Source organism: Shewanella sp. 10N.286.52.C2, assembly GCF_002874545.1.
Classification (GTDB): Bacteria; Pseudomonadota; Gammaproteobacteria; order Enterobacterales; family Shewanellaceae; genus Shewanella.
The window spans coordinates 219,833-243,330 of sequence record NZ_MCTV01000039.1 but is presented as its reverse complement, the minus strand read 5'-3'; the positions used below and the strand labels follow the sequence as shown (position 1 = coordinate 243,330).

Annotated in this window: 21 protein-coding genes; 14 read left to right on the top strand and 7 right to left on the bottom strand. The window is 37.9% G+C overall.

Translation table 11 applies throughout. The features are described 5' to 3' along the window. Positions 1–42 precede the first annotated feature (42 nt). Entirely contained in the window at positions 43–1,017 is a 975-nt protein-coding gene (locus tag BCU94_RS14890) for a GGDEF domain-containing protein (RefSeq protein ID WP_102476823.1), read from the top strand. On the opposite strand, the gene BCU94_RS14885 is transcribed toward BCU94_RS14890, so the two are convergent. Both BCU94_RS14885 and BCU94_RS14880 read right to left on the bottom strand, forming a co-directional pair. Beyond that, a complete protein-coding gene (locus BCU94_RS14885; RefSeq protein WP_102476822.1) occupies positions 1,014–3,758 on the bottom strand; it encodes a bifunctional acetate--CoA ligase family protein/GNAT family N-acetyltransferase in 2,745 nt (914 codons plus the stop codon). The two genes, BCU94_RS14890 and BCU94_RS14885, sit on opposite strands and share 4 nt — an antisense overlap. Positions 3,759–3,777: 19 nt before the next feature. Further along, positions 3,778–4,575 carry a LysR family transcriptional regulator gene (locus tag BCU94_RS14880; protein ID WP_102439839.1) on the bottom strand — a complete coding sequence of 266 codons (798 nt, stop codon included), beginning with the start codon at positions 4,573–4,575 and terminating at the stop codon, positions 3,778–3,780. Between the two features lie 195 nt (positions 4,576–4,770). Between BCU94_RS14880 and BCU94_RS14875 the strand changes: the two genes are divergently transcribed. After that, positions 4,771–5,256: a magnesium transporter gene (locus BCU94_RS14875; protein ID WP_102439840.1), complete on the top strand. Its 486-nt coding sequence runs from the start codon at positions 4,771–4,773 to the stop codon at positions 5,254–5,256. Next, positions 5,253–6,326 carry an efflux RND transporter periplasmic adaptor subunit gene (locus BCU94_RS14870; RefSeq protein WP_102476821.1) on the top strand — a complete coding sequence of 358 codons (1,074 nt, stop codon included), beginning with the start codon at positions 5,253–5,255 and terminating at the stop codon, positions 6,324–6,326. Before BCU94_RS14875 ends, BCU94_RS14870 begins: the two co-directional genes overlap by 4 nt. A 138-nt stretch (positions 6,327–6,464) precedes the next feature. Here BCU94_RS14870 and BCU94_RS14865 read toward each other — a convergent pair whose 3' ends face one another. The 3 genes from BCU94_RS14865 to BCU94_RS14855 all read right to left on the bottom strand — a co-directional run bounded on the left by BCU94_RS14865 (position 6,465) and on the right by BCU94_RS14855 (position 9,122). Next, positions 6,465–7,121, bottom strand: coding sequence for a YgjV family protein (locus tag BCU94_RS14865; RefSeq protein ID WP_241901023.1), 657 nt, complete (start codon positions 7,119–7,121; stop codon positions 6,465–6,467). A 296-nt stretch (positions 7,122–7,417) separates the two neighbouring features. Next, positions 7,418–8,674 carry a Y-family DNA polymerase gene (locus BCU94_RS14860; RefSeq protein ID WP_102439842.1) on the bottom strand — a complete coding sequence of 419 codons (1,257 nt, stop codon included), beginning with the start codon at positions 8,672–8,674 and terminating at the stop codon, positions 7,418–7,420. Between the two features lie 40 nt (positions 8,675–8,714). Further along, positions 8,715–9,122 carry a S24 family peptidase gene (locus BCU94_RS14855; RefSeq protein WP_102476820.1) on the bottom strand — a complete coding sequence of 136 codons (408 nt, stop codon included), beginning with the start codon at positions 9,120–9,122 and terminating at the stop codon, positions 8,715–8,717. Between the two features lie 408 nt (positions 9,123–9,530). On the opposite strand from BCU94_RS14855, the gene BCU94_RS14850 reads away from it, so the two are divergent. After that, positions 9,531–9,935 (top strand): hypothetical protein, encoded by a 405-nt coding sequence (locus BCU94_RS14850; protein WP_102476819.1) that lies wholly within the window; start codon positions 9,531–9,533, stop codon positions 9,933–9,935. A 166-nt stretch (positions 9,936–10,101) separates the two neighbouring features. Further along, the gene (locus tag BCU94_RS14845; RefSeq protein WP_102476818.1) at positions 10,102–10,914 is read left to right on the top strand and encodes a RecX family transcriptional regulator; all 813 of its coding nucleotides are present in this window, start codon (positions 10,102–10,104) and stop codon (positions 10,912–10,914) included. Between the two features lie 34 nt (positions 10,915–10,948). On the opposite strand, the gene BCU94_RS14840 is transcribed toward BCU94_RS14845, so the two are convergent. Next, on the bottom strand, positions 10,949–11,128 hold the full coding sequence (locus BCU94_RS14840) for a DUF6435 family protein (RefSeq protein WP_102476817.1): 180 nt from the start codon (positions 11,126–11,128) through the stop codon (positions 10,949–10,951). A 281-nt stretch (positions 11,129–11,409) separates the two neighbouring features. Between BCU94_RS14840 and BCU94_RS14835 the strand changes: the two genes are divergently transcribed. Then, positions 11,410–12,381, top strand: a complete 972-nt coding sequence (locus BCU94_RS14835) for a bile acid:sodium symporter family protein (protein ID WP_241905018.1) — start codon at positions 11,410–11,412, stop codon at positions 12,379–12,381. 35 nt (positions 12,382–12,416) lie between these two features. Next, on the top strand, positions 12,417–13,145 hold the full coding sequence (locus tag BCU94_RS14830; protein ID WP_102476815.1) for a DUF4937 domain-containing protein: 729 nt from the start codon (positions 12,417–12,419) through the stop codon (positions 13,143–13,145). A 51-nt stretch (positions 13,146–13,196) separates the two neighbouring features. Here the strand turns inward: BCU94_RS14830 and BCU94_RS14825 are convergent, their stop codons facing one another. Beyond that, on the bottom strand, positions 13,197–13,625 hold the full coding sequence (locus BCU94_RS14825; protein WP_102438617.1) for a hypothetical protein: 429 nt from the start codon (positions 13,623–13,625) through the stop codon (positions 13,197–13,199). 365 nt (positions 13,626–13,990) lie between these two features. On the opposite strand from BCU94_RS14825, the gene BCU94_RS14820 reads away from it, so the two are divergent. From BCU94_RS14820 to BCU94_RS14790, 7 genes are all read left to right on the top strand, one after another. Next, on the top strand, positions 13,991–14,743 hold the full coding sequence (locus BCU94_RS14820) for a hypothetical protein (protein ID WP_102438619.1): 753 nt from the start codon (positions 13,991–13,993) through the stop codon (positions 14,741–14,743). A 43-nt stretch (positions 14,744–14,786) separates the two neighbouring features. Beyond that, the gene (locus tag BCU94_RS14815; RefSeq protein WP_102438621.1) at positions 14,787–15,476 is read left to right on the top strand and encodes a pseudouridine synthase; all 690 of its coding nucleotides are present in this window, start codon (positions 14,787–14,789) and stop codon (positions 15,474–15,476) included. A gap of 199 nt (positions 15,477–15,675) precedes the next feature. Then, positions 15,676–15,978, top strand: a complete 303-nt coding sequence (locus BCU94_RS14810; RefSeq protein WP_102438623.1) for a YkgJ family cysteine cluster protein — start codon at positions 15,676–15,678, stop codon at positions 15,976–15,978. 303 nt (positions 15,979–16,281) lie between these two features. Beyond that, positions 16,282–16,665: an STAS/SEC14 domain-containing protein gene (locus BCU94_RS14805; RefSeq protein WP_102476814.1), complete on the top strand. Its 384-nt coding sequence runs from the start codon at positions 16,282–16,284 to the stop codon at positions 16,663–16,665. Between the two features lie 182 nt (positions 16,666–16,847). After that, a complete protein-coding gene (locus BCU94_RS14800; protein WP_102476813.1) occupies positions 16,848–18,071 on the top strand; it encodes an EAL domain-containing response regulator in 1,224 nt (407 codons plus the stop codon). Further along, positions 18,058–21,444 (top strand): PAS domain-containing hybrid sensor histidine kinase/response regulator, encoded by a 3,387-nt coding sequence (locus BCU94_RS14795; RefSeq protein WP_133149793.1) that lies wholly within the window; start codon positions 18,058–18,060, stop codon positions 21,442–21,444. The genes BCU94_RS14800 and BCU94_RS14795 overlap by 14 nt, the downstream gene beginning before the upstream one ends. Before the next feature lie 111 nt (positions 21,445–21,555). Then, complete coding sequence (locus tag BCU94_RS14790) at positions 21,556–22,845, top strand: site-specific integrase (protein WP_102476811.1); 1,290 nt, start codon at positions 21,556–21,558, stop codon at positions 22,843–22,845. Positions 22,846–23,498: the final 653 nt, after the last annotated feature.

Below are 23,498 nucleotides of genomic sequence, written 5' to 3'. Positions count from 1 at the left end.
AAATTGAAGACGAGTTTAGAAAATTCTGCACAAATACTAAGAATGGCAGTGCCGCAAATGTCCGCGCTGCATATACCGGTTACCCCAGAAAATTATGCCATTTGGTATCAGTATTATGCGGAAACAAATTTAGACTTAAAACGTGCGATCGATGGTTTAATTGCCAATAAAGTTGAGTTTACCGCCGCGGTCAATCAAGGCCTTTATAACAACTTTATTCAAGAGCAGTCTCCAGAAGTCATTGATAATGTTCAAATTGAAACCAAATTACTCATCAATAGCTTATACAGTAAGATCAGTCAGCTTTCTTCTGGTACTAGTAACTTTTCATCGAGCTTACATTCTTTAAACGAGGAACTGCAGTCAAATCCAAGTCCACAATTACTTAACGAGTTAATCGTCAATATTAGTATTGAAGTGGAGAAGGTGCTATTAAACAACGATTTAATGAAAGCCGACATAGACTCTCTGGGTAATGAATTAACGACTTTAAAAGATGAAATGACCAGTTTAAGTAAAGTGGCAATGACCGATGAATTAACCTCGTTAAATAATCGCCGTGCCTATGAGGTGTTTGCTTTAGAGCAAGTCAGTTTGTTTAGCCATAGCAATATACCTTGTTGCCTATTAATGATAGATATCGATTTCTTTAAAAAATTCAATGATACTTATGGTCATCTAGTTGGCGATAAAGTGCTGGCATTTGTGGCTTTTGCATTAAAACAAACGGTAAAAGGTAATGATTTCGTTGCCCGCTATGGCGGTGAAGAGTTTGTGATTTTATTGCCTAATACTGAGCTACAAGATGCCTTAACGGTGGCTGAGCAAATTAAAAATCGTATTGCAGATAAGCAGCTCACCATTGGTAAAGAAAAAAAGCAGCATTTAGGCAATATCACAGTATCGATAGGGGCTGCTGAAATCCACCCTGGAGATGATAGTGATACCTGGTTAAGTCGCGCTGATGAAATGCTGTATCAAGCGAAATCATCAGGTCGCAACTGTGTTAAAGGCTAATGTTTATCGGCAGAGTCTATACCCGCTTTAGCTTGCGGGTTAGCTTCACATTGGGGCAAGTCCATATGCATCTTAATCAGGTGCTCATCCATATCAAAAGATACCGTAAAGCCAAGCCCTTTGGCGAGGTTTGCCATACTGCGGTTTTCAAACATGGTAAAGCCCGCTAACACAGGAGTATTAGTGGTTTTATAATAGTTAATCAGTTTTTCTAATAGCATTTTACCTAAACCAATTCCTTGATAGTCGCCGCGCACCGCCATAGCAAATTCTGCTTCTGTATTATCAGGATCTGTCGATGCTCGCACCGCACCTAAGGTGATTGCCTCACCATTTTCATCTTCTGCAGTGGCGATAAATGCCATTTCTCTGGCGTAATCTATTTGTGTTAAAACCGCCATTTCCTCATGGGTCATTTTCGAACGAACGCCAAAGTAGCGTTTATAGCGATCTTCATCACTGAGTGAGTTATCAAAGGCTAAATGCTTTGGCTCATCCTCAGGAAGAATGGGCCTGAGCATGACCTTCAAGCCATTTTTCAAGGTGGCCTTTTGTTCTAACTCTTTTGGGTATGGCATGATCGCTAAGCGCGCTTTGGGATCAATATCTGTACAATTGAGCTTCATGTTAACGTCAAGCAGGGTAATGGTTTCACCTGCGGCGAGCACTGGGTTAAGGTCTAAAGAAGCGATTTCAGGGCAATCGATAATCAGGTGCGATATTTGGGTTAGCATCACACATATTGCATTCATGTCTAAACCAAGGGGTAAATGTCTGTCTCTAAGTTTGTGAGTTTTCAACGCCTGAATGACCATATAGCGCGCCAGTGCCATATTAAGTGGCGGTAGGGCAACTGCAGCATCACGTGTCGGGTCCCATTCTGAGCCGCCTTCACCAAGGCAAATTGCAGGGCCAAAAACAGGATCATTAATCACAGAGACCCGCACTTCTTGAGCGCCAGCGGTTAATGCCATTTTTTGCACTATCATGCCATTGATTTCAGCGTCAGGGTTGGTGTCCTTAACTCTGGAAGTAATGGATAGCGCTGCCTGATACACTTCTTCAGCATTATTGAGGTTTAGTACCACACCGTGCACATCAGATTTGTACATCAAGTCAGGGGATTGGACTTTTAGTGCCACAGGAAAGCCCAACTTGGTGGCGATATTAACGGCTTGCTCTGCGCTACTGGCAAACTCTGTATCTATGGTATTTAAACCGTAAGCTTTTAAAATGTCACTGGCTTCATGGGTTTCGAGAATAAAACGATTATTGGCTTGGGCTTTTTGTAATAAATTCCGCGCTGTATTAGTGTCAGTGGGAATATTATCTGGAATAGATTGCGGCACTTCTTGCAATAGTTTTTGATTACGGCGGTATTCGACCATATGCATAAAGGCTTTTACTGCGCCTTCAGGGGTTCGATAAGTCGGAATCCCGGCTTTACTAAATCGCTTTCTTGCGGTGTAGGCTGAATCCTCACCACTCCAATTGGTTAAAATATTTAACTTGTTTCGATTTGGATGGCCCTTGATGACATCAATTAAACTCTGGGCGATTTGGTCACTTTCTTCTAATGCTGATGGTGAATGCAGCACTAAAATAGCGTCCATTTCTTGGCTATCCATCAATATAGTTAGTGCTTGGCTATAACGTTTACTGTCAGCATCACCGACAATATCTATTGGATTTTGACCAGACCAGGTTGTTGGCAATATGCGATTTAATTGAGTGATGGTGTCATCTGACAACTGTGCCAGTTTACCGCCTTTAATAATGAGTTCATCAGCGGCCAATACTGCAGGGCCGCCGCCATTACTGATTATGGCGACTCGCTCACCTTTTAATGGCGTGGAGTGGGCCAAACTTTCAACTGCGGCAAACAGTTCAATTAAGTCATGCACCCGCAACATACCACCACGCTTAAAGGCGGCATCGTAGACGGCATCATTGCCGCCTTTACCGCCTGTGTGCAACATAGCGGCCTTAACACCTTCAGCACTGCGACCCGATTTAATCACAAATATGGGTTTATTACGGGCTGCTGCGCGCGCTGCGGATAAAAAATGACGCTTTTCACTAATAGAATCAATATAAAGCATAATGGCGCTGGTGCGGCTATCACGACCTAAATAATCGAGCAATTCATCAAAATTTATATCAGATGCATCACCTAAAGATATAAACGATGAAAAGCCGATGTCTTTATTATTAGCCCAATCCAGCACCGTAGTACAAATGGCGGCAGATTGTGACACAAACGCAATTTTGCCTTTTTTAGCGCCGGTATGCGCTAGGCTCGCATTAAGACCAATGGTGGGAATAATCATCCCTAAACTATTTGATCCCAATATTCGCATGCCGTAACGTTTTGCATTTTGCAGCGTTTGAGTTAACAGGCTAACACCATGTTCATCAAACTCATCAGCCATGCCTGAGGCCATAATTATCGCGATTTTACAGCCAAACTGCGCCAATGTTTCGACGATACCAGGTACGCGACTGGCGCGAGTACATATCACGGCTAAATCGGGTTTAATGGGCAGCGATTCAATATTGGGATAAGCCAATACGCCCATAACGGCGGAATATTTAGGGGTTACGGGCATAATGGGCCCTGAAAAGCCGCTGGCCAATAAGTTTTTCATCAACACGCGCCCCGCGCGCTTTTCACTATTTGAGGCACCAATAACGGCGATGGAAGTGGGTTTAAATAATGTGTGAATACTTCTTTGGCTCATAATACCCTCAGCATAATCATTAACGCGTGGTAATTGCTTGTAATAAGACGTTTTTACATATCTCTGATAGCCATACTATTTTAGCTTCATGGCGCCGCGATGAACTACAAATAATCGCCATGTCTATGGCGACTTCTTTTTTGTGCAATTCAGCATCGATTTTAAAATTATAGGAGTAATGATCGGCCAGTAATTGGCGATGTAAACTATAGTTGTCGGTAATGATTGTCGGATTATGGTTTTCATTTAATTCACGAAAATATTCAACATGTTCATTTAAATCATCAACTAATAGCTTTACAAATTCCCCTTGCTCATTGCCCACTTTAGTAACATAACCAGAAGCCACTTTTTTCTGATACAGCTGCTGCGGTCTGTCTCGCAATGATTGCACGCCGATATCAATGGAGCCATCGATCAAGCCATCATTACTGGATTTTCGCCATTGTCTTAACTCTATGGTGGCATTGGTTTGTTTGCGTAATTCATTGATTAGGCTTTTACCCATTAATACCATCAAGGGTTCGCCTAAGTGCACCGAAATGAACTGCAGGTTTTTAGGGTCAAAGTATTCTGGTTCTAGGGCTAAGCTAATTTGCTCGATAGAACTTTGGATTTGCGGGGCGATTTTATCGGCGTAACTGGTGGGTTGTAGGCCATTAGCGGTGCGAATAAATAACGGGTCGCTTAGTTCTTCACGTAATTGAGCCAATACTTTTGAGACAAATGATTGTGAGCGGCCCAGTTGCTTGGCGGCTTTTTGGGTCGAGCCTGATCTATACAGGGTGACAAACACATTCAGTGCATTCAAATCCATGAGATACCGATAAATAAGTGCAATTTAACAATATATTACACTATAAATTCGAAGCGTACATTGGGACTAAAGTAAATAGTTCATTTGGAATATCGGTTATTCCGTTATCACAGTGAGTTATTGCTAGTATTCAGCTCATATACAGCGAGACATTGTTACTCTCCCTGTTAAATATCTCATGTTTTTAGGATCTTTATGACTGAATTACCTGATATCGACACGGTTCAACCATCATTGAGCAATAAGTTATCTTTCTATGTGCGAAAAATGACCACATTTATTTTATCGTTATCGGTTATCGGACTTTTAAGTTATGGCTTCTCATTACTCACTCAAATACACGGTAAGCAATTACCTGAAGGCTACTTTGTTAATGGCTACCCCAGCATTTTAACCCTATTAGATTCTGAATTTTTTATGGGCTTTGTGTTTGTGGTCACCATTTTGATCATTTGCTATGTACTGCTGTTATTTTGGAAATTACATGAAGTTGCAGTTCATAAGGCAGAAGCCATGTCGAGTGCCCATACCCAAATTGTGTTTGCTTTATCTTTATGTGGTTTGTTTATTGATAAGACCTGGTGGGTACTGGCGATAATCATTGCTTTTGGGCGCTGGGATGTCCTATCTAAACGGTTATCAAGCATCATTAGTAATGGCATCAAAGGAGTTAAATCATGAAAGAGATCATGTTGCCTTATGTGTTAATTATATGGCTCTTAGTCAAATTAGGGGTCATTCAATGGAACCTTACTAATGCGGTACGCACCATTGGTTTAGGAATGTTTATTGCTTTTTCATTGTTTACTGGCCATCGCTTTTGGTCACCCGCTGATTTAACCGATAGCTCAACCGTTAAAGCGCCTCATGCAGTGCTAAGTCCACTCATTGGTCAGGAAGTTGAAAACGTCTATGTGACTCATAACCAAATCGTTAAAAAAGGGGACTTGATTTACACCTTAGTATCAGTGGATAGCACGGAACAAATCAAAGCCCTTGAAGCCAGTAAAAATGCAGTACAAGCGCAGCACGCTGCCGCAATCCAACAAATTAACGCTTTAAATGTCAGTATCAATAATGATGAGCGTAATTTAGCGCGTCTAACGGCCTTAAAAGAGCATGCAAGTCAGGTGGACCGCGATAATTTACAGGCGCAGATTGATGCCAATCGTGCCCAAGTGGCTGCCAATATTGCCCAGTTGGGCGCGCAAACAGCGCAAATGCAAGCTATTGAGGCTGATATTGAATCGGCTAAATGGACAGATTCACGTCGTGAAATACGGGCTCAATATGATGGGCAGCTTGCCATTACCAATGTAACTGAAGGCACCCGCTTGGGTAATATGCACTTGTTTGATACCAGTAAGAAATTTTTAGAAATGCGCATTGCCGATCAATCATATCGCTATATAAAACCTGGGCAGTTTGCCGAGTTCTATGTGGATGCTTATCCGGGAGAAATCTTTAGAGGCAGAGTGCACAGCATTACTTCAGGTACGGGCGAAGCCATGATTAACCCCATGAGTGGCAGTCAACATGTGCGCCAGCATGTGGGTAACAATGGCGGCTCTCATGGTCGTACAGTCGTTATTGAGTTTGAAGAACCTGAAGGTTATTCATTACCGATTGGGGCAACCGGCTCAGCTTGGATTTCTGCTGAGAAACCCCATCCAGCATTGGGCTTTATGGATATCATTGGCGCGGCGACTGTTAGGCTTAAAGCGTTAAAGTCGTACCTTAATGCGCTTTAGTGAATGCGTTCTAGTGAATGTGCTTTCGTTGCGAGTCATTGGTATTAGCATTAGCAGAGTGAGTAATATGACTCGCTCTTAATTGCTTATTACCACAGGGTTTACTCATCCTAACTGAATTGATTCAAGCTAATTACTTTAACCTTTAGACAGTGCCACTTGTGTTTCATTACAGCTTTCAAGGGCACTATTTTGCTCAAAGTTTTGGTTGAGCTGGTCGTTATAGTAGTCGCTAAATTCGCGCATAAGCCCTAGTGCCAATATTGCTATTGTCATTACTTGGTAGAGTATTCCTGACCATGACATCAAATATATTGAAAGCATCAGGTTTAATCCATTACTGGCAACCATAGCTAACCTTAGTTGACTGCCCGCTAAGAAGAATAAACTAAAGCTCATTACGACTGCAGCGATGACCGCACACCATTCACTCCAATGCTCAGCCCACAGAAAACCCTGCGTCATGGCAATAATACTAAAGCTGAGTGACATGGCTAAAGGCGATGTTAACCAGGCAGTCGATGCAAGATTTTGCTGGTTATTGCTATTCAAACTTTGACATAAACGAAAGCGAATAACATTAACTAGTTGGTTGGCCATGCCGAGAAAGCTGCCTAATAAGCCTAAATGGATTGCGGTAAGTACTGACGCTATCATATTGCCATGAATAAATTTGCAATCTTGTTGTTGGCTATTTGCCCACCAGCCAATGGCCATTGAGACAAAGCCAATAAGCTGAAAGTAAAATAGGGGCTCGGCAATAAACTGAAAATCAAATGCGGAAAAATCTAACACAGGCAAGCACAATCCAAGAAAATTAAGGATGCGTATTGTCGTTTTTTTCAGCAATAACACAATGGCTAAAATCGCATAATAGCCTCGCTCATGTGATTAGATATAAAACTGTGAACTGGAGAGTGTTTTTTGAACAGCTAGAGTTGACTAAGTTGTATTTTTGTTGAGCTTTAGATCGATTAATGTACTGCTTGGGTTTGATATTAGTTGTCCATTTTACGCTAATTTAAAGCCACAACTAAACCTGAACCAAGTCAGAATAAAAACCAGCACACGCAAATCAATTTATCACCAATTTAGCCACAGTGGATTTGCGGAATATCTTGCCAACAGCTGGTGTATTGCGGGGTTAATAGCTCACGGCGCATATGCCATTTACCTCCAATACCTTGGGCGGCGACAAATATTGCATCACTACCGTAGCGTTGATTTAACTTATCAAAAACCTGCATCAAGGCAGGATCTTTTACTGGGGCAAACAAGTCTGTTTGCAAATGTTTGACCGGTGATAAATCTAACAATCCAATCCCGATTTTATAGTAGCGAGTATTGGGGTTATAAAGCTTACGGGCAATTTCTGCTGCGTAACTGATGATTTCACGGTTGTCATTAGTTGGATATGCACAGCGGTAATGATATTTAAAGCCATTAGGCTGTTCATCATAAGGGGAGTTACTGGCAAAGATCAGTATGGTGCTAGCCACAGAGCCTTGCTTTCTGGCTTTGGCTGCCGCGATACCAGCATGCTTACTGAGCGCCTGTAATAATGAGTCTATATCGCTAATACGTTCACCGACACTACGAGTTGAAAAGATCTGCTGTTTATCTGCTCTGGCGCTATCCCAGCCTTTACAAGCCTCGCCATTGAGCTCTCTGACTGTACGCTCGATTTCAATACTAAATTGGCTACGAGCAATGCCTGGTTGTAATTTAGCCAGATCCAGTGCGGTGGTGATCCCCATGGCATGTAATTTGTTACCGATCCGCGAACCGATCCCCCACACATCGGTGACTTTCATTGTCGCTAAAATGGCATTTCTTTGCTCAATGGATTGGATATAACATACCCCGTTATAGCCCTGGAGCTTTTTAGCGGCATGATTGGCCACTTTGGCAAGGGTTAAGGTGGCAGCAATACCGACACACACAGGTAAACGGGTTTCTTTCCATACCGCGCGGCGGATCATAGCGGCATGGCTTAATAAACACGGGATCGCAGGGTAACAATGTTTAAATGACAGAAATGACTCATCAATAGAGTAAATATGTTGCTCAGGTGCAAAGCGGCCAATCACTTCCATCATAGAGTGAGACAAAGAGGCATAAAGCTCATAATTGGAGGAAAGCGCAATCACGCCTGCTTTTTCACAAAAATCGCGCACTTCAAAGTAAGGACCAAATTTACCCACTCCTAATGCTTTTGCCTGGCGGTTAGCCGCCACAATGCAACCATCGTTATTGGACAGCACCACGATAGGACGGCCACGCCACTCTGGGCGAAACACTTGCTCGGCGCTGCAATAAAAAGAGTTGGCATCAACGAGTGCATACATAATTTAACTGTCCGTTAGTCGTTAGTTTAATCCGCTAACATTAGTTATTAACTAATATAGGGCTTTGGCGATGACAACGGATTGAACGGATCACCACGCCTTCAACACTGAAGTTGTCATACTCTTGTATCGTAACACTCTGGTGAAGATCATTTGCCGATAATAATAATCGCCGCTTGATATCAATGAGCTTACAGACAAAGTTGCCGTTATAGTTTGCCACTATCACATCATGGTTTTCGACACTGACATGGCGATCCACAATGAGAATATCCTTATCAAAAATGCCGATTTTCTCCATAGAGTCGCCGCTAGCTTGGCCAATAAAAGTGGCACTGGGATGTTCAATCAATAGCTCATCTAAACTTAATGGCAGTTGCCGATATTCAGCAGCAGGACTTTCAAAACCAGTAATACCGGCACAAGCAAAAATAGGAATAACCTTCATAACAATCGACACCCAACAGTACTGTATGTTTATACAGTATTATAGCTGTCCCCGTAAAATTGGCAATAAATTCCGTAAGGTTGTCGAATAAGCGTGCGAATTGTTGGTTATTTAATCTGTTATGGGTCATTGAGGGAATGCTTTGCTGAGTGAGCTGAACTAAACAGCATTGCTAAGTACTAAATTATGAGCAAGGTAAGCGTGAGTGTTTAAGATTGAGTGGCGACTATTATCGAGCTGCTGTCGAACCATTAGCCGAAAATAACCTAATAAGCATTCTTTAAGGAAAAACGTTAAAAGTTAATTGTTTGTTCAGCTTACGTTTAGCTTACGTAGGTAAAATAGAGGCAAGTTTAAAGCTTATTATCAGTATCAGAATTCAGTTGTTCATCAACGGGAGTAAACATAATGAAAAAAGTATTTATCATTTCAATGTTAGCAATATTATCTTTTGGCGCGAGCGCTAGCCCATCGACTCAAAAGCCCGTTGTCATTCAAATTCAGGATTCATTCACGCAAATCAATAGTGCTTTAAGCTGCTCAATTATATATGCCCACACTCCGATGACTTCACAGGCCGATTATTATAAAGGAGTGGTCTACGAACGCTATTCAGATCTTGTTGAACAACTCGTGTTATCAGGCCAGTCAGAAGAGGGCGCAAGACAAACAGCGATTGAAAAAATTGTCATGCAAACACAAACCATTGAACAACAAATCAATGATACTAAAAGCGGTGGAAAAACAGAGTTAAAACAACTGCTGCAACAAACGGCTAAAAAGAATGATTGTGTCCACTACGCAAATAATTAAGATGTACGGTCATAATTAAGATGTACAGGCATAGTTAATATTCATAAAGCGATTAATATTTACCACGAATAAAGCAGACATTTTACCGTGGCAAGAACTTCTAGTTCTGAACAGAGTAGTGGTCTGCTAAACTGCCTTTGTCATTTCTAATCAATTAAAATTTTTTATGCAAAGTAAGCCACTTCGTCAAGCCAAAACAATCGAGAATGTTTTCAACAGTGCCTATTGGCACCTTGGTCAGCAAGATTTTACTATCAATGAAATTCGCACCAAGCTTGAGCGTAAAACCGATAACCAGCAATGGATTGACACTGTTCTCGCTAGACTCATTGAAAGTGGCTATTTGAAAAATGATTTTGATTTTGCCGTTCGCTATTGCGAACTGGCCTTTAGTCATGAGACGGGTAAAGGCGCTATCAAACGTAAATTACAATTAAGAGGCGTATCAGTTGCTGAAATTGATACCGCAATTGAACAAGTCATGCATGAGCAAAATGTCGATTCATTTGAAATGGCGACAGCACGATTGCAAAACAAATTTGAACACTTTCATGGCACTAATAAAGAAAAAGTTTATTCACAGATGACCACCAAAGGGTTTTCTCGCGCTGAAATTGATTACGCACTATCACAACACCCTCAAGTTGACACCCTGCGCAGTAAATTAGCCATAAAAGCAGACAAGGCTGACCTGAAGTCTGAAATTATCAAGTTGTATAATAAAGGCAAAGGCAAAACGCTGATCTTGCAAGAATTAAAACAGCGGCTTCTTGATGTCAGTGATTTCGAAGAGCTGATATACCAACTAAGCCTAACAGAAGAGTTAGACTTTTATCTCAGTTGTAAAAGTCAGCTGGCTAAAAAGCGTTATGACTTATCCGACTATAAAGAAAAGTCCAAAGCCTATGCTTACTTATCTCGAAAAGGCTTTGATAGTGATGAAATAAAAGAGGCCATGACTTTAGATGATGATGCATAGCTTCTGTCTATTTAAACTATTTGGAGTTTTAAAGCTACTTACTAGCTTGTCGTTGTGCTAATTCAATCTGTTGCCAAATACTCTCTGCTGCAGAGGAAAGGCTAGCATAACTTTTTATATCCCCCTTTCTTTGTGCCTGCATGGCTTGTTCTTGCGTTAAATCATATTGCTTGCGTAAGTTTTTAATGGGATCTCGTTTGAATATGCCAAACATAGGTGAATCCTGTTAGAAAGAAGATGCATAGTTATACGCCTCAACGAGGAAATAGTTTATAAAAGTGCAATTTTAATGGTCGTAAGTTTATATATTGGCTGTTAAATTAAATTGCTGTTGGTCATGCTTGCTAACAGTGTTTGAGCCCCTAGGTTCGCTTTTCATTCGGCACATCAAAAAGTCGTGAAAAAAATTCAACCTAAGAATCATTGCAGTAAAGAGATTTTTTAATAAGTTTACGTTTTTAAGTTGTTAAGGTTAAATTTTTTGATATGAATATAATGAGTAAATTAAAACAAGAATGGTTTTTAGTCGCTATGGTTGCAGCGATTGCATTGGCTATGGTGTCAGCTGATGTGGGCAAGTCTGGCGGGATATTACAGCTTGATCAAGTAACGGCTATTGGTATTGCCATGGTGTTTTTTTTACATGGGCTTAACCTGTCACCTAAGGCAATAAAAGCGGGCGTTACTAACTGGCGACTACACCTTTATATTCAATCGGCCACTTTTATTGCTTACCCGATCCTGTGGCTACTTTTTGGGGATTCACTTTTAGCCTTTATGCCTGCAGCGCTAGCGTTTGGTTTTTGCTATTTATTCGTATTGCCAAGTACCATATCTTCTTCAGTAGCAATGACAAGCGTAGCCAAAGGCAACATACCTGCGGCAATTTTCAATGCATCGCTTTCAAGTATTATAGGCGTTTTTATAACGCCATTATTTATTCAGCTGTTTATGAATCTCGATGGCGCTGAATTAAACCTGATGGATTCGGTGTTTTCTATCGCCAAACTATTATTAATTCCAATGATTGTTGGCCAGCTTTTAAGGCCGTTATTACTGCGCTTTATAGAGAAACATAAATCCGTGATAAACAAAGTAGACAAAATCGTCATCATCTTAATTGTTTACAATGCCTTTTGTGATTCGGTTATTAATGGTATTTGGAGTGAATTTTCAGCTTGGTTACTGCTGTATTGTATTGCCATTTGTACCCTAGTGCTGTTGTTTATGGTGCATGGGATCCAATGGGGCGCTAAGCGATGTCAATTTAATAAGGAAGATGAAATCGCCGCGGTGTTTTGCGGCACTAAAAAAACCTTGGCAGCTGGTGTACCGATGGCGCAGGTTATTTTTGGATCTGATCCCGCATTGGGAATGATTTTGTTACCCATCATGCTGTATCACCCAATACAGATTTTTTATTGTGCACTGTTAGCTAATCGCTATGCAAAGCGATTAGCAAAATAATGTAACTGATTAAATTCAATGCATAAGGATGGGTAATGACAATTTTAAAACTAATTAGCTGCACTGTAGATGATGATAATGTTGCCGCTTTTACAGCAAGCCAATGTGCTTGGCAGCAATTAGAAAATTGTAGCGGATTTTTAGCACAAGCGGGTGGCTGGCGCGCTGATTTAAATAAACTACCTTTGCAAAATTATGCTGCACCGTTGCATGATAAAAACATAAATACCGCCGTGGTTTTCGGGTTTTGGCAGTCAGTTGAAGATGTTACTGCCTTCATGCAAACTACGCACGATCAAATATTTACCACTAATCATCAGGGTAAAACCTACCAAACCTGCCAGGTTAAGTATTTTGAAATGTTGCCAACATCGTCAAACTTAGTTGTGGCTCACCTCAACTCAGAGATTATCAGCATTAGTCATTATGTGGCTGATTTAGCGCAAATGGCGCAACTGCAGCAACTTTACTTTGACAACTGCTCATCAAAGGGGTTGATTGATTGCCAGCTTTTAAGGCTTAGTCGCTCACTTAAGTCACAAGCTAGTGCCCAAGAAGATACAAACGTAGAAGCAAAAGTTGAGTTCATGCTGGTTTGCTGGTGGAGCAATCAACAAAAAGTTGTTTTAATGCAAAATAAAATCCAGCCAAAGCAAGAACAACAAGGGCAGTTAACAGCGTTATCTGAACAGGTTATTAAGCTAGAGGCGAAATGGAATGTGCAAGCAAGAGCTATTGAAATAGCTAAGGATATAGCAGACTGATATTCAACAGCCTGCCTAATTTTAATAAAAAGTCACCGGTAAATAAAAAGTCTATTTGTATTCAATAATACGAGCGATATAGCTAAATTTACCAGAGTCATTGCGATAGTTTCGGTACAAATCAACTGAGAATGCCTTTGGTTTATCTTGATCAATTTTTACGGCAATTTTATCACTTAACTTATCTATATTAGATTCATTATAAACATAGAATTTGTTCACTTTTTCAAGCCCAAGCTGTTTAGCTTTGTGGCTTGTGGTATAAATTTCGCTATAAACGTCTTTGACAAATCCTTGATAGGTAACGCGTTCAAAATTAGCATTTTTATCAACAGTGATAAGAATATCAGTTTGCTCATCTAATGTTATTAACTGCTCCATTGCTGAGTCTAATTTATGATGGGCTGCTTCGTTCAATGTCTCTGCAGAAACACCTGCAGATAGTGAAATAAGTAATGCTGCAACCAATGTCTTTTTCATTCTATTACCCTAAATTTTTAATTCGTAAAATATGTTTAAAATCACCTAAAATTAGGCCGATAACTACTGTTTTAAGTTTTTACGATGATTTGTTTAAATACATCATAATCAATCATTAACGCTGTGCTGAATGCCATATGAAGGATTGAATCCTACATATATAGGCTGTGTTTAATGAGCTGGTTGATATTTAGACCATAGGAATTAAACGTTAATGATGTTGGAGCTGAAATAACCATGAATGTTGACTTAATTTTAAAGCTTTGAAAGCAAGCATGATGAAGCTAAGGTTTTACTATTTAACCTATAAAAACAATGCTATCGTGTCAAAATGAGGTGATATTAGATATTGGAGTAGTAGTTAAATGGATTCAAAAATTAAGCTCGTTGCTTTTAGCGTGTTGTGTTTGAACCTTGGCGGTTGTGATCTCATCGACGGTATTTTACATCCCGGAGACGATGATGAAGACTCAAAAATAGATAAAAACTTTAGCAGTAATGCTCAACAACTAGGTTTATCAGAGACAACGGTTAAACGTTTATGTAATGCTACCGACAACATAAGCATTCATTGTGTCAGCAATTACAATGACGAAAGTGCCCTTGAACTAAGAGTAGAATACACGTTTAATGATGTGTTATTAAAAAATAGTTATGCCAAAAGTACCAATGCTAGCCGAGTAATTTTTCATTTGCCTGCTGATGGTGCGATAGCAAAAATCGAGTTTGAAAATAGTCGAATTTATGATTTTGATAGTGGTTATAGCTACACATGGTCTGAGCCTGAAGATTATAAAATCGCAAACTTAGCAGACTCAAGTGAAGATTCAGTACTTGCCTTAGACAATGCCACAAGTATAGAAGAAGTTTCAGATTCAGAGCTATCGATTTTGTCTAATGCCGCATTCTCTAATGATGAGTATTCACTAACGGAAGCACAAGATATCGTAATCAAATCTAAAACGATGTTGTTTCCAACTTTAAATGTTGATGTAACGAGCACAGGTATTGTAGAACCTATAGATGCTTCTTTTGCCATGTTTACCGCTGGCCACACTGCAATTTTATCAAGTTACTCTTCTGCGTTATCGACCGCAATTGAACAAAGCTGGAATTAAACGAGTTATTTGAAGCGATTATTGGCAATTGTATTAGGACCTTATGCGTTTAGATAAATTTGTATTAAGAAGTACTGCACTGACTAAAACTCAGGTGATAACCGCAATTGAAGCAGGGCAAGTTTGTGTCAATCATGGGGTTATCAAGGATGTAAAACACCAAGTCCATGAGAATAACCTCATACAGTTAAATAGTCAGACGTTAACTCCAAGGCCATTTCGATATCTACTTTTGCATAAATCGGCAGACAAGATTTGTTCAAATGTCGATGGACATTATCCTTCATTGTTTAACGATATTGATATCGATAATAAAGACGAATTACATATTGTTGGCAGGCTTGATGCAGATACAACGGGCTTAGTGCTCATTACTGATGATGGCAGATGGTCTTTTAATATTACTCGCCCTGAAATGAGCTGCGCGAAACTATACCGGGTACATTTAGCTAAATCGCTATCAACTCAAGCGATTAAACAGTTAGAGCAGGGGATTTTACTGGACGGTGAAACCAAACCGACATTGCCAGCTAAAATCACAACAGTAAACGAAAGCCAGGTACTACTAAGTATTACTGAAGGTCGCTACCATCAAGTTAAACGTATGTTTTTTGCTGTGGGCAATAAAGTAACCCAGCTTCATCGTGAGCAAATAGGTGAGATAAAATTAAATACTTCCAGTAATCAATGGCGTTACCTTACTGAAGCTGAGGTCAATTCGTTCAATAGCTGATGGATGTTTCATCAGCTTGGCTTGTCAATGATAAAACATCACTAAATTGAGTCTTTAAATGACAATTGCGATAGTGAATAACACTTCGTTAAGCTATTATCCGCTGTATATTTAGGTTTAACACTCTATGCTTTACCAAAACGTAAAACATAACCTCAAAAGCCACTTCAAACTTGCCATTACTTATAAGCTGTAAATTATGACTATTGATATCACGACCATTGTTGATCCAGAAATCACCTGTTCAAGTTGCCAAGCATGCTGCTGCAAACTTGAAGTGATGATTATTTCTGACACCGGTGTACCAGAGCAATACATCAGTGAAGACAGCTGGGGTAGCCAAACCATGAAACGATTAGATGATGGATGGTGCGCTGCAGTAGATAGAGAAACGTTAATGTGTACTATTTATGAAAATAGACCGTGGATTTGCCGTGAGTTTGAAATGGGGTCTTATGAGTGTGAACAAGAAAGAACCCATATTGTTAAGCTAGACAAATAACTTAATTATAGCTTACGAGGCGGCCACAGCCTCAATGAGTGGGGTTAATTATATAAAAAGACAATACTTTTCAATGAGTAACCCGAAGTTCTTCTATATTTCTAACTTGCCTTAAAAATGATATAACCCTTAACAACAATCACAGATTTTATTGTTACAGCTGCTAGATTTTTACAAGTGTTAAAGTCAGTTCTTAAAATAAACCTCTATCAATCAGGTGCTCATTAAAAGCTAACAAAAGCTTTAATTATGCTTAAAAGCTGCTAAATTTAATTATACCCACAATAAACTAAGGGGTTTATTATGTCATCTGTAAAAACACATGGATTGAGTATTGGTATAGAACGGGTTAACGACGATGTGTACTTATCATTAAAGGCGACTGGCACTTTAACTCATAACGACTATTTAGTCATAACGCCATTACTCGATGCGGCGTTAGCTGAGGTAAAACACCCGAAAGTAAACGTGTTTATTGATGGAACTGAACTTGATGGCTGGGAACTTCGAGCAGCCTGGGATGATTTAAAACTTGGCCTGCAACATAATAATGAATTTAAAAAAGTGGCTATTTGGGGTAATAAAAATTGGCAAAATTATAGTGCTAAAGTTGCAGCTTGGTTTATGAGTGGTGAGGTACAGTTTTTTGAAGAAAAAGCAAAGGCGTTAGCATGGTTAGAAAAATAAATGTTTAATAACATGCAGTTATTAATAATGATTATTTAAAATTCGTTAATTAATTTAAAGAATACTCGGGTATGTTTGCTGCCTGTAAAATACTAAAAATATAGAAATTAGTTTATCTACCTGTTTTGTTTAAGTGGTCTATACTCATAGTAAGAAATGGACATTCGATGGGTGAAATCTGAGTGAAAAAGCACATTAACTCAATTTTAGTAGTAGATGACCAGCCAATAGTTAGACGAATTTTCACAAGAAGTCTAGAACAACTAGGGACTTATGAAATTATCGAGGCGGCTGATGGATTAGAAGCATTTAATTTAATCAAACAAAAACAATTTGATTTGATATTTTGTGACTTAAATATGCCCGTAAAAGACGGATTATATTTACTTCAACGACTCATAGAAATTCAATATACCAGTGCTATTGTATTATTCAGCGGAGAAGGTGAAACTTTACTTAATTCTGCTAAAGTATTAGCCACTTATTATCATCTTAATATTCTTGGTGTAGTTCGTAAACCCATCACCGCAACAATGCTGAGTGAGTTTTTGGTTAAAGCCACTAATGCTGATAGCATGCCTCAAACACAAGTCATAGCAACCCTCACATCTAAACAATTAGAGTATCACTTAAATAAAGGTAATGTTCGCGCTTACTTACAACCACAATATAATCTTGACACCATGCAAATTTGTGGCTTTGAAGCATTAGCTAGAATAGTTGATGGTGATAAAGTGATTTCGCCTTCTCAATTTATACATGCAGCAGAAGAAAATAAATTTATTCTACGTATTACCAAAGCTGTTGTTGAAGATGCCATAAAAAACTTTGTTAAATTGGATGTAAAATATCGTTCGTTGAGTTTATCAATTAACATCTCAGGTAAAGTGCTTGATGAAGAGGACTTACCTTTTTGGTTAGAAGAAGTAACCAGTAAAAATAAAATATCTTGCAATTCGATTACTTGCGAGCTAACTGAAACTGCAATCCCTTCAAACCCATCAGTGATGATTGTAGCTTTACTGAGATTACGCATGATGAAATTTAAACTATCAATCGATGACTTTGGTACAGGCTTTGCCTCACTAGAACAATTACATATGTTACCTTTTCATGAACTGAAAATAGACAGATGCTTTGTTGAAAATATTGTTACAAATACTAAGTCTCAAGCTTTGTTTACACGAAGTATTTTACTTGCCAATGATCTTAAAATGACAGCGATTGCAGAAGGTGTTGAATCAAAAGAAACTGTAGATGTAATTAAGAAACTGGGGTGCAATATTGCTCAAGGATTCTATTTCTGTAAACCTTTTCCAGCCAATAAAATAATAACGGTTATTAATAAGGAGGGGCTTGATTACGGGGTGAAATTTCAAAGGGAATTAACATGTGAACGGACTTAAAAGGGTTGGGTCCATTTTTATAATATATGGGGTTTTGTTACTTGCTGCTATTGTTGTTTTAGCTGGCCATATGATAACACTCACTTTTTTCGCTACATGTTGGCTGCTAATCCTTTATCTACATTTAAGTAAATTGAATAAGCATGAGCTAGCTATTATCGAAACTCCAACTACCCATTGTAGGAAAGAAGTCATTCCTGAAAAACTGAATAACGACCTAATAGAGAAAATATTTTATGTTTTTAATAAAAATGTTTTATCACAATTAAGTAAAGACGGTTATATTCTAATAGACAAAGACGGTGTTATTTTGAATGTTAGTGAACGAGTGGAAAGGATTTTGGTCTGTTGTAAAGACGACATAATAACAAGCCATTTATCACTATTTTTGTTTTTTACGGAACCTACTCATCAAAAATCAACTGACACTATGATTGCGCGGATTAAAAAATTAGTGAGTAAACCTGAAAAGTTATATTTTTTAAATAAAGTTGGATTATATATCCCTATAGAAATTTCAATTAGTAAACTACCACATGAAAATGAAACATTGTACCTCGCACTAATAAGAGATATCACCGCGGAACAAGAACAATTACAACGCGAAATAGATTTGTATGTAAAACTATTTAATAAAGAAATGATTTACAAATCAGCTTTTAATCAAGCTGCAATTGGTATCGCAAGAGTAAATGTTGATTCATACATTGTTGAAGTTAACCCAATGCTATGCAAAATTTTTGGTTACAGCGAGAAAGAGTTTTGTAAGTTATCAATAAAAGACTTGACTGTTGATACTGATATAGAAAAATCAGAGATGCTAATTAGGCAACTGTTTCGTAAAGAAATTTATTTTTTTAACCTAGATAAACAGTATGTTAGGAAAGATAAAAGTGAGTTTTGGGCTAACATATCAGTATCATTAGTGTGTGATAATGTCACAAACCAACCTATTTATATGATCGCTGTAATTGAAGATATATCAGATAGAAAAAATATAGAAACAGCGCTAATAAATATAAGTAAAGAAAGAGAAGAGCTATTAGCCGGACTCACTATCGCATCAGAGGCAGGAGGTGTAAATAATTGGTCGTTAGATTTAGTTACGAATAAATTAAAGTGGGATGAAGGTACGCGACTGCTATATGGGATCAATTTAGACCAACAGCTTGTTTACCAAGATTGGCTTAATGCTGTTCACCCAGAAGACGTTGAAGAAATTAAACATCATATCTTAGCTGCTATTCATAACATCTGCTCTTTTAAAATTGAGTTTAGAGTTTTTAACCTTGAAACCAATGAGTTAGTTTGGGTTCGGTGCGCGGCGAATGTATCTTGTAATGAAAATAATAAACCCACAATGATGTTTGGCATCAATATTGATATTACCCATGAAAAATTAATTCAAATCGAGTTAGAAAAAGAAACCCAAGCGGCAAAACATGCTAACGAAGCCAAATCTAGATTTCTAGCAACTATGAGTCATGAGATCAGAACACCAATGAATGGTGTAATCGGTATGATTGATTTACTCAGACAAACTCACTTAGATACAGAACAAAAGCGTATGACGGCAACCATAAAGGATTCTTCGTTTTCGTTATTAGATATTATTAATGACATTTTAGATTTTTCAAAAATTGAATCGGGACAAATTGAACTAGAACTGACATCAGTAAGCATTCTTTCTTTAATAGAAAGAGCTGTAGATGCACTCTGTATCAATGCAAATAATAAAAATATACAGCTATATATTTGTCCTGATTTAAAAATCCCAGATAAAGTTAAAATTGATGCCGTACGCTTCAGACAGATAATTCTTAACTTGGTAGGCAATGCGATAAAATTTTCAAGCTTAGAAAGAAAAGGTGTTGTGATTATAAAAACAAGATTTGATTGGATTAGTGTTACTTTGGTTGTTGATGTCATAGATAACGGTATTGGGATCTCAGAGTTACAACAAAAAAAATTATTTACACCTTTTATTCAAGCTGACACATCGACTACAAGAAAATTTGGTGGCACAGGTTTAGGGTTAAGTATTTGTAAATCATTTAGTGAATTAATGAGTGGTGAAATTAAATTAACAAGTCAATTAGGAAAGGGCAGTTGTTTTAGACTGTCAATCCCTATAACTAAAAATAAAAATACGAAATATGAATTTGAACATTTAGATTTTAGTGAATACCGTTTTTATATTATTCATGAATCAAAAGAACTTTCGAAGTGTTGTCAGGACATTATAGCCCAATTAAACCCTTTACATGTCAGCCAAGTTGGAATTGATAAGCTAGAGAATTTGTGCGCCATAAAAGATGAACAAGTTGTAGTGATTACATCTGCAGTCGATAAAACTAATATTTTAGAATCAACAAGCTTAAAAACAATAATTTTAAATCCACATCAGATAAAAAATAATGGCTACATTGATCCACTGACCTATGTCGTCAAGTGTGAGCCGTTAAAACCCAGCGACTTAATCCATGGTTTAGCTATTTTATGTGAACTTGAAAGCCCAACACTAGATCTAAACAAAGAAATAGAGGAAAACCATAGGGTAGAGGTAGCGCTTAAAGTAGATAAAAAGCGAAATCGTAATCTGATTTTACTCGCAGAAGATGAGCCAACGAATAGATTAGTATTAAGTAATCAATTGGAAAGTCTAGGATATGAACATGAAATAGCAGTAGATGGAAATGCTGCATATAAATTATGGATAACAGGCAGGTTCAACTTAATACTTACTGATTGTCATATGCCTAATATGGATGGATTTGCGCTAACAAAAAAAATCCGTAAAGAAGAAAGTCGCAAAGGGCTAAGCCCAACGACGATTATTGCAGTAACTGCCAATGGGCTTGTCGGTGAATTTGAAAATTGTATTAGGGCAGGGATGAATGATTATATTGCTAAGCCTGTTGAATTAAAAATGCTCAAAATTGCCCTAAGTAAATATATGAGTCGGGACAAAAACACACAAGCTATAGGGGAGGTTGTAGATTGTACTGAGCGCCATAAGGCTAATGATAGTATTGATTTTAAGCACTTAATTAAAATTATCGGTACCAATGATAAAACAATAACTGACGAAATTTTATTAATGTATTGGAATAGTGTTACCCAAGACACTAAAAAATTGATTGAAGCAGTAGAGGAAGGGCAATCTGATTTGATAAGAACCAGAGCGCACGCATTGAAAGGGATATCGTTTTCGACAGGTGCTGCTGTTATTGGGGAAACGTTTAAATGGATTGAGCAAAACGCATCAAAAATTGACGATATCAAACAAAAACTGCATACAATTGAGAGTGAAACACTAAGAATAAAGGACTTATTAGTTAAACGTGGAATTTTACAAATCAAAGATTCGTAAGCAAATAATGGGATTGTAGTAGTAAAATATTGATTTTAATGCCGATAAATAACGTTATCGGCATCATGATAATGCTAGAATAAGTACATGTTTTAATTAGATATAAAATATATGGATTACACTCTACCACCAGTATTACCGCTTTTTGACTCTGCTGACTTCTTACTTGAAGGTAATAGTGTCGTTAATCAATACATCACTCAAATTTCTCTTGATAATGTAACTGATGCCGGTTTAATTATTGAACATTGCTCTGATTGGTTATATGAGCAACGGCATAGTGAAAATAACTATAAAGCCTACCGAAGTGAATTAACCACATTTCTACATTGGTGTTTTGATGTGGCTGTAATATCGCCAATAATGGTAACTAGAAAAGATATCGCCAGGTATATTGCATACTGCGAAACACCTCCCAACGAATTTATTGGTTATTTTAATGTGCCACAATTTAAGCTAGAAAAAAGCATAAATGAAAGAATACCAAATCCACAATGGCGGCCATTTGTAGGTAAAAAAATACTTGGAAAACCACAACCATATAGTTTGAGTGATAACGCACTAAAAACCAAAATAGCAATAGTATCATCTATGTATAGCTATTTAATTAGTGAAGAATACACAGAGAAAAATCCTGCACAATTATGGCTCAAATACAGTCGTTTTGCTGTTAAGAAAAAATACATAAAAGATGACGATGATAATCATCATGCTTTTACTGAACTACAATGGTCATACGTGGTTTCTACAGTTTCTGAGTTAGCAATATCGCAGCCAGAAAAACATCAACGTAGCTTGTTTTTAATTAATTTACTCTATAGTTGCTATCTTAGAATTTCTGAAATCAGCGCTAGAGCTGGATACTCGCCATTAATGAGTCAATTTAAAAAGAATCCGCATACTGGTATTTGGTATTTTTATGTACCATTTTCTAAAAGTGGCAAAGCAAGAAATATTGCTATTTCGAAATCACTACTAACAGGTCTTAAATCCTATAGAGAATATCTAGGCCTGTCAGCATTACCAAGTGCCAATGAAACGCATCCGATTTTTGTTAGACATAAAGCCGCTGGTCATGGTCGAGATTCTGGAATGCTAAATGCTAACCTAGGGATAAGACAAATTCGTGAAGAAATTAATACCTTAATAAATCTCGCAGCAGATAAAGCGTTTGAAGATGGTTTTGATTATGACAGTCAACTCATGAGGAAACTAACCGCACACAATATTCGTCATACCGGTATAACTCATGACATCAATTTAAACCAAAGACCATTATCACATGTTCAAGCTGATGCAGGCCATGAAAGTATTGATACCACGTCACAATATTTACATACTAGCCAGACAGAACGTGATCAAAGTGCACAAAATAAACCATTTAATCATTTAGCTAATTAATGTCATCAAATATGCATATTTAACAGGCAACGCTATGTGAAATCTGAAGATATAATCAAGGTAATATGGCTCAGAATTTAAAATAAGGTCATATTTAAAAGCTATGTTAGTTGTCTAATGTAGCTTTAAAAGCATATAAAAATACCCATACACAACTGCGCACAATGTATATTATGTTAAATGGCATTTAAACGTTTAGTTATAGTAAAAAATTTTTTCAAGCCCTGCCACTTAGATCGAGATTTTACTGCGCAATGAGATTTTTATTTGCCCTTGTACCAATAACTATGCCCTCAGCAAGATAACTACAGATCGAACTGAAAACATATAGTAAGCTGTTAACTCCGCATGCATGTATTGATTTACTACACAAAAACTGACACTAAAGTTAATGAAGCATGTTTTCTGGTGTTCTTTATAAACTGAATATCATTACCTATTAATACTAGTTAACATTAAGTGTATGAAATTTATAGATAATAAATAACAGTTTAGTATTTAGATAAAAAGACAATTATTAAACAAGCTAACTCGAATAAGAAAATGCTTAATAATTAGGCGTCGCTACGTGAAATCTGCGACTTTTACTAAGAACTTGGCCTGTATAATTTAAACAGAGGTGCATAAATTGCCAAAACACATAGCCTCACAGA

Coding starts and splice junctions, on each gene's coding strand:
- BCU94_RS14890 (WP_102476823.1), top strand. CDS start 43: ATGGCAGTGCCGCAAATGTCCGCGCTGCATATACCGGTTACCCCAGAA.
- BCU94_RS14885 (WP_102476822.1), bottom strand. CDS start 3,758: ATGAGCCAAAGAAGTATTCACACATTATTTAAACCCACTTCCATCGCC.
- BCU94_RS14880 (WP_102439839.1), bottom strand. CDS start 4,575: ATGGATTTGAATGCACTGAATGTGTTTGTCACCCTGTATAGATCAGGC.
- BCU94_RS14875 (WP_102439840.1), top strand. CDS start 4,771: ATGACTGAATTACCTGATATCGACACGGTTCAACCATCATTGAGCAAT.
- BCU94_RS14870 (WP_102476821.1), top strand. CDS start 5,253: ATGAAAGAGATCATGTTGCCTTATGTGTTAATTATATGGCTCTTAGTC.
- BCU94_RS14860 (WP_102439842.1), bottom strand. CDS start 8,674: ATGTATGCACTCGTTGATGCCAACTCTTTTTATTGCAGCGCCGAGCAA.
- BCU94_RS14855 (WP_102476820.1), bottom strand. CDS start 9,122: ATGAAGGTTATTCCTATTTTTGCTTGTGCCGGTATTACTGGTTTTGAA.
- BCU94_RS14850 (WP_102476819.1), top strand. CDS start 9,531: ATGAAAAAAGTATTTATCATTTCAATGTTAGCAATATTATCTTTTGGC.
- BCU94_RS14845 (WP_102476818.1), top strand. CDS start 10,102: ATGCAAAGTAAGCCACTTCGTCAAGCCAAAACAATCGAGAATGTTTTC.
- BCU94_RS14840 (WP_102476817.1), bottom strand. CDS start 11,128: ATGTTTGGCATATTCAAACGAGATCCCATTAAAAACTTACGCAAGCAA.
- BCU94_RS14835 (WP_241905018.1), top strand. CDS start 11,410: ATGAGTAAATTAAAACAAGAATGGTTTTTAGTCGCTATGGTTGCAGCG.
- BCU94_RS14830 (WP_102476815.1), top strand. CDS start 12,417: ATGACAATTTTAAAACTAATTAGCTGCACTGTAGATGATGATAATGTT.
- BCU94_RS14825 (WP_102438617.1), bottom strand. CDS start 13,625: ATGAAAAAGACATTGGTTGCAGCATTACTTATTTCACTATCTGCAGGT.
- BCU94_RS14820 (WP_102438619.1), top strand. CDS start 13,991: ATGGATTCAAAAATTAAGCTCGTTGCTTTTAGCGTGTTGTGTTTGAAC.
- BCU94_RS14815 (WP_102438621.1), top strand. CDS start 14,787: ATGCGTTTAGATAAATTTGTATTAAGAAGTACTGCACTGACTAAAACT.
- BCU94_RS14810 (WP_102438623.1), top strand. CDS start 15,676: ATGACTATTGATATCACGACCATTGTTGATCCAGAAATCACCTGTTCA.
- BCU94_RS14805 (WP_102476814.1), top strand. CDS start 16,282: ATGTCATCTGTAAAAACACATGGATTGAGTATTGGTATAGAACGGGTT.
- BCU94_RS14790 (WP_102476811.1), top strand. CDS start 21,556: ATGGATTACACTCTACCACCAGTATTACCGCTTTTTGACTCTGCTGAC.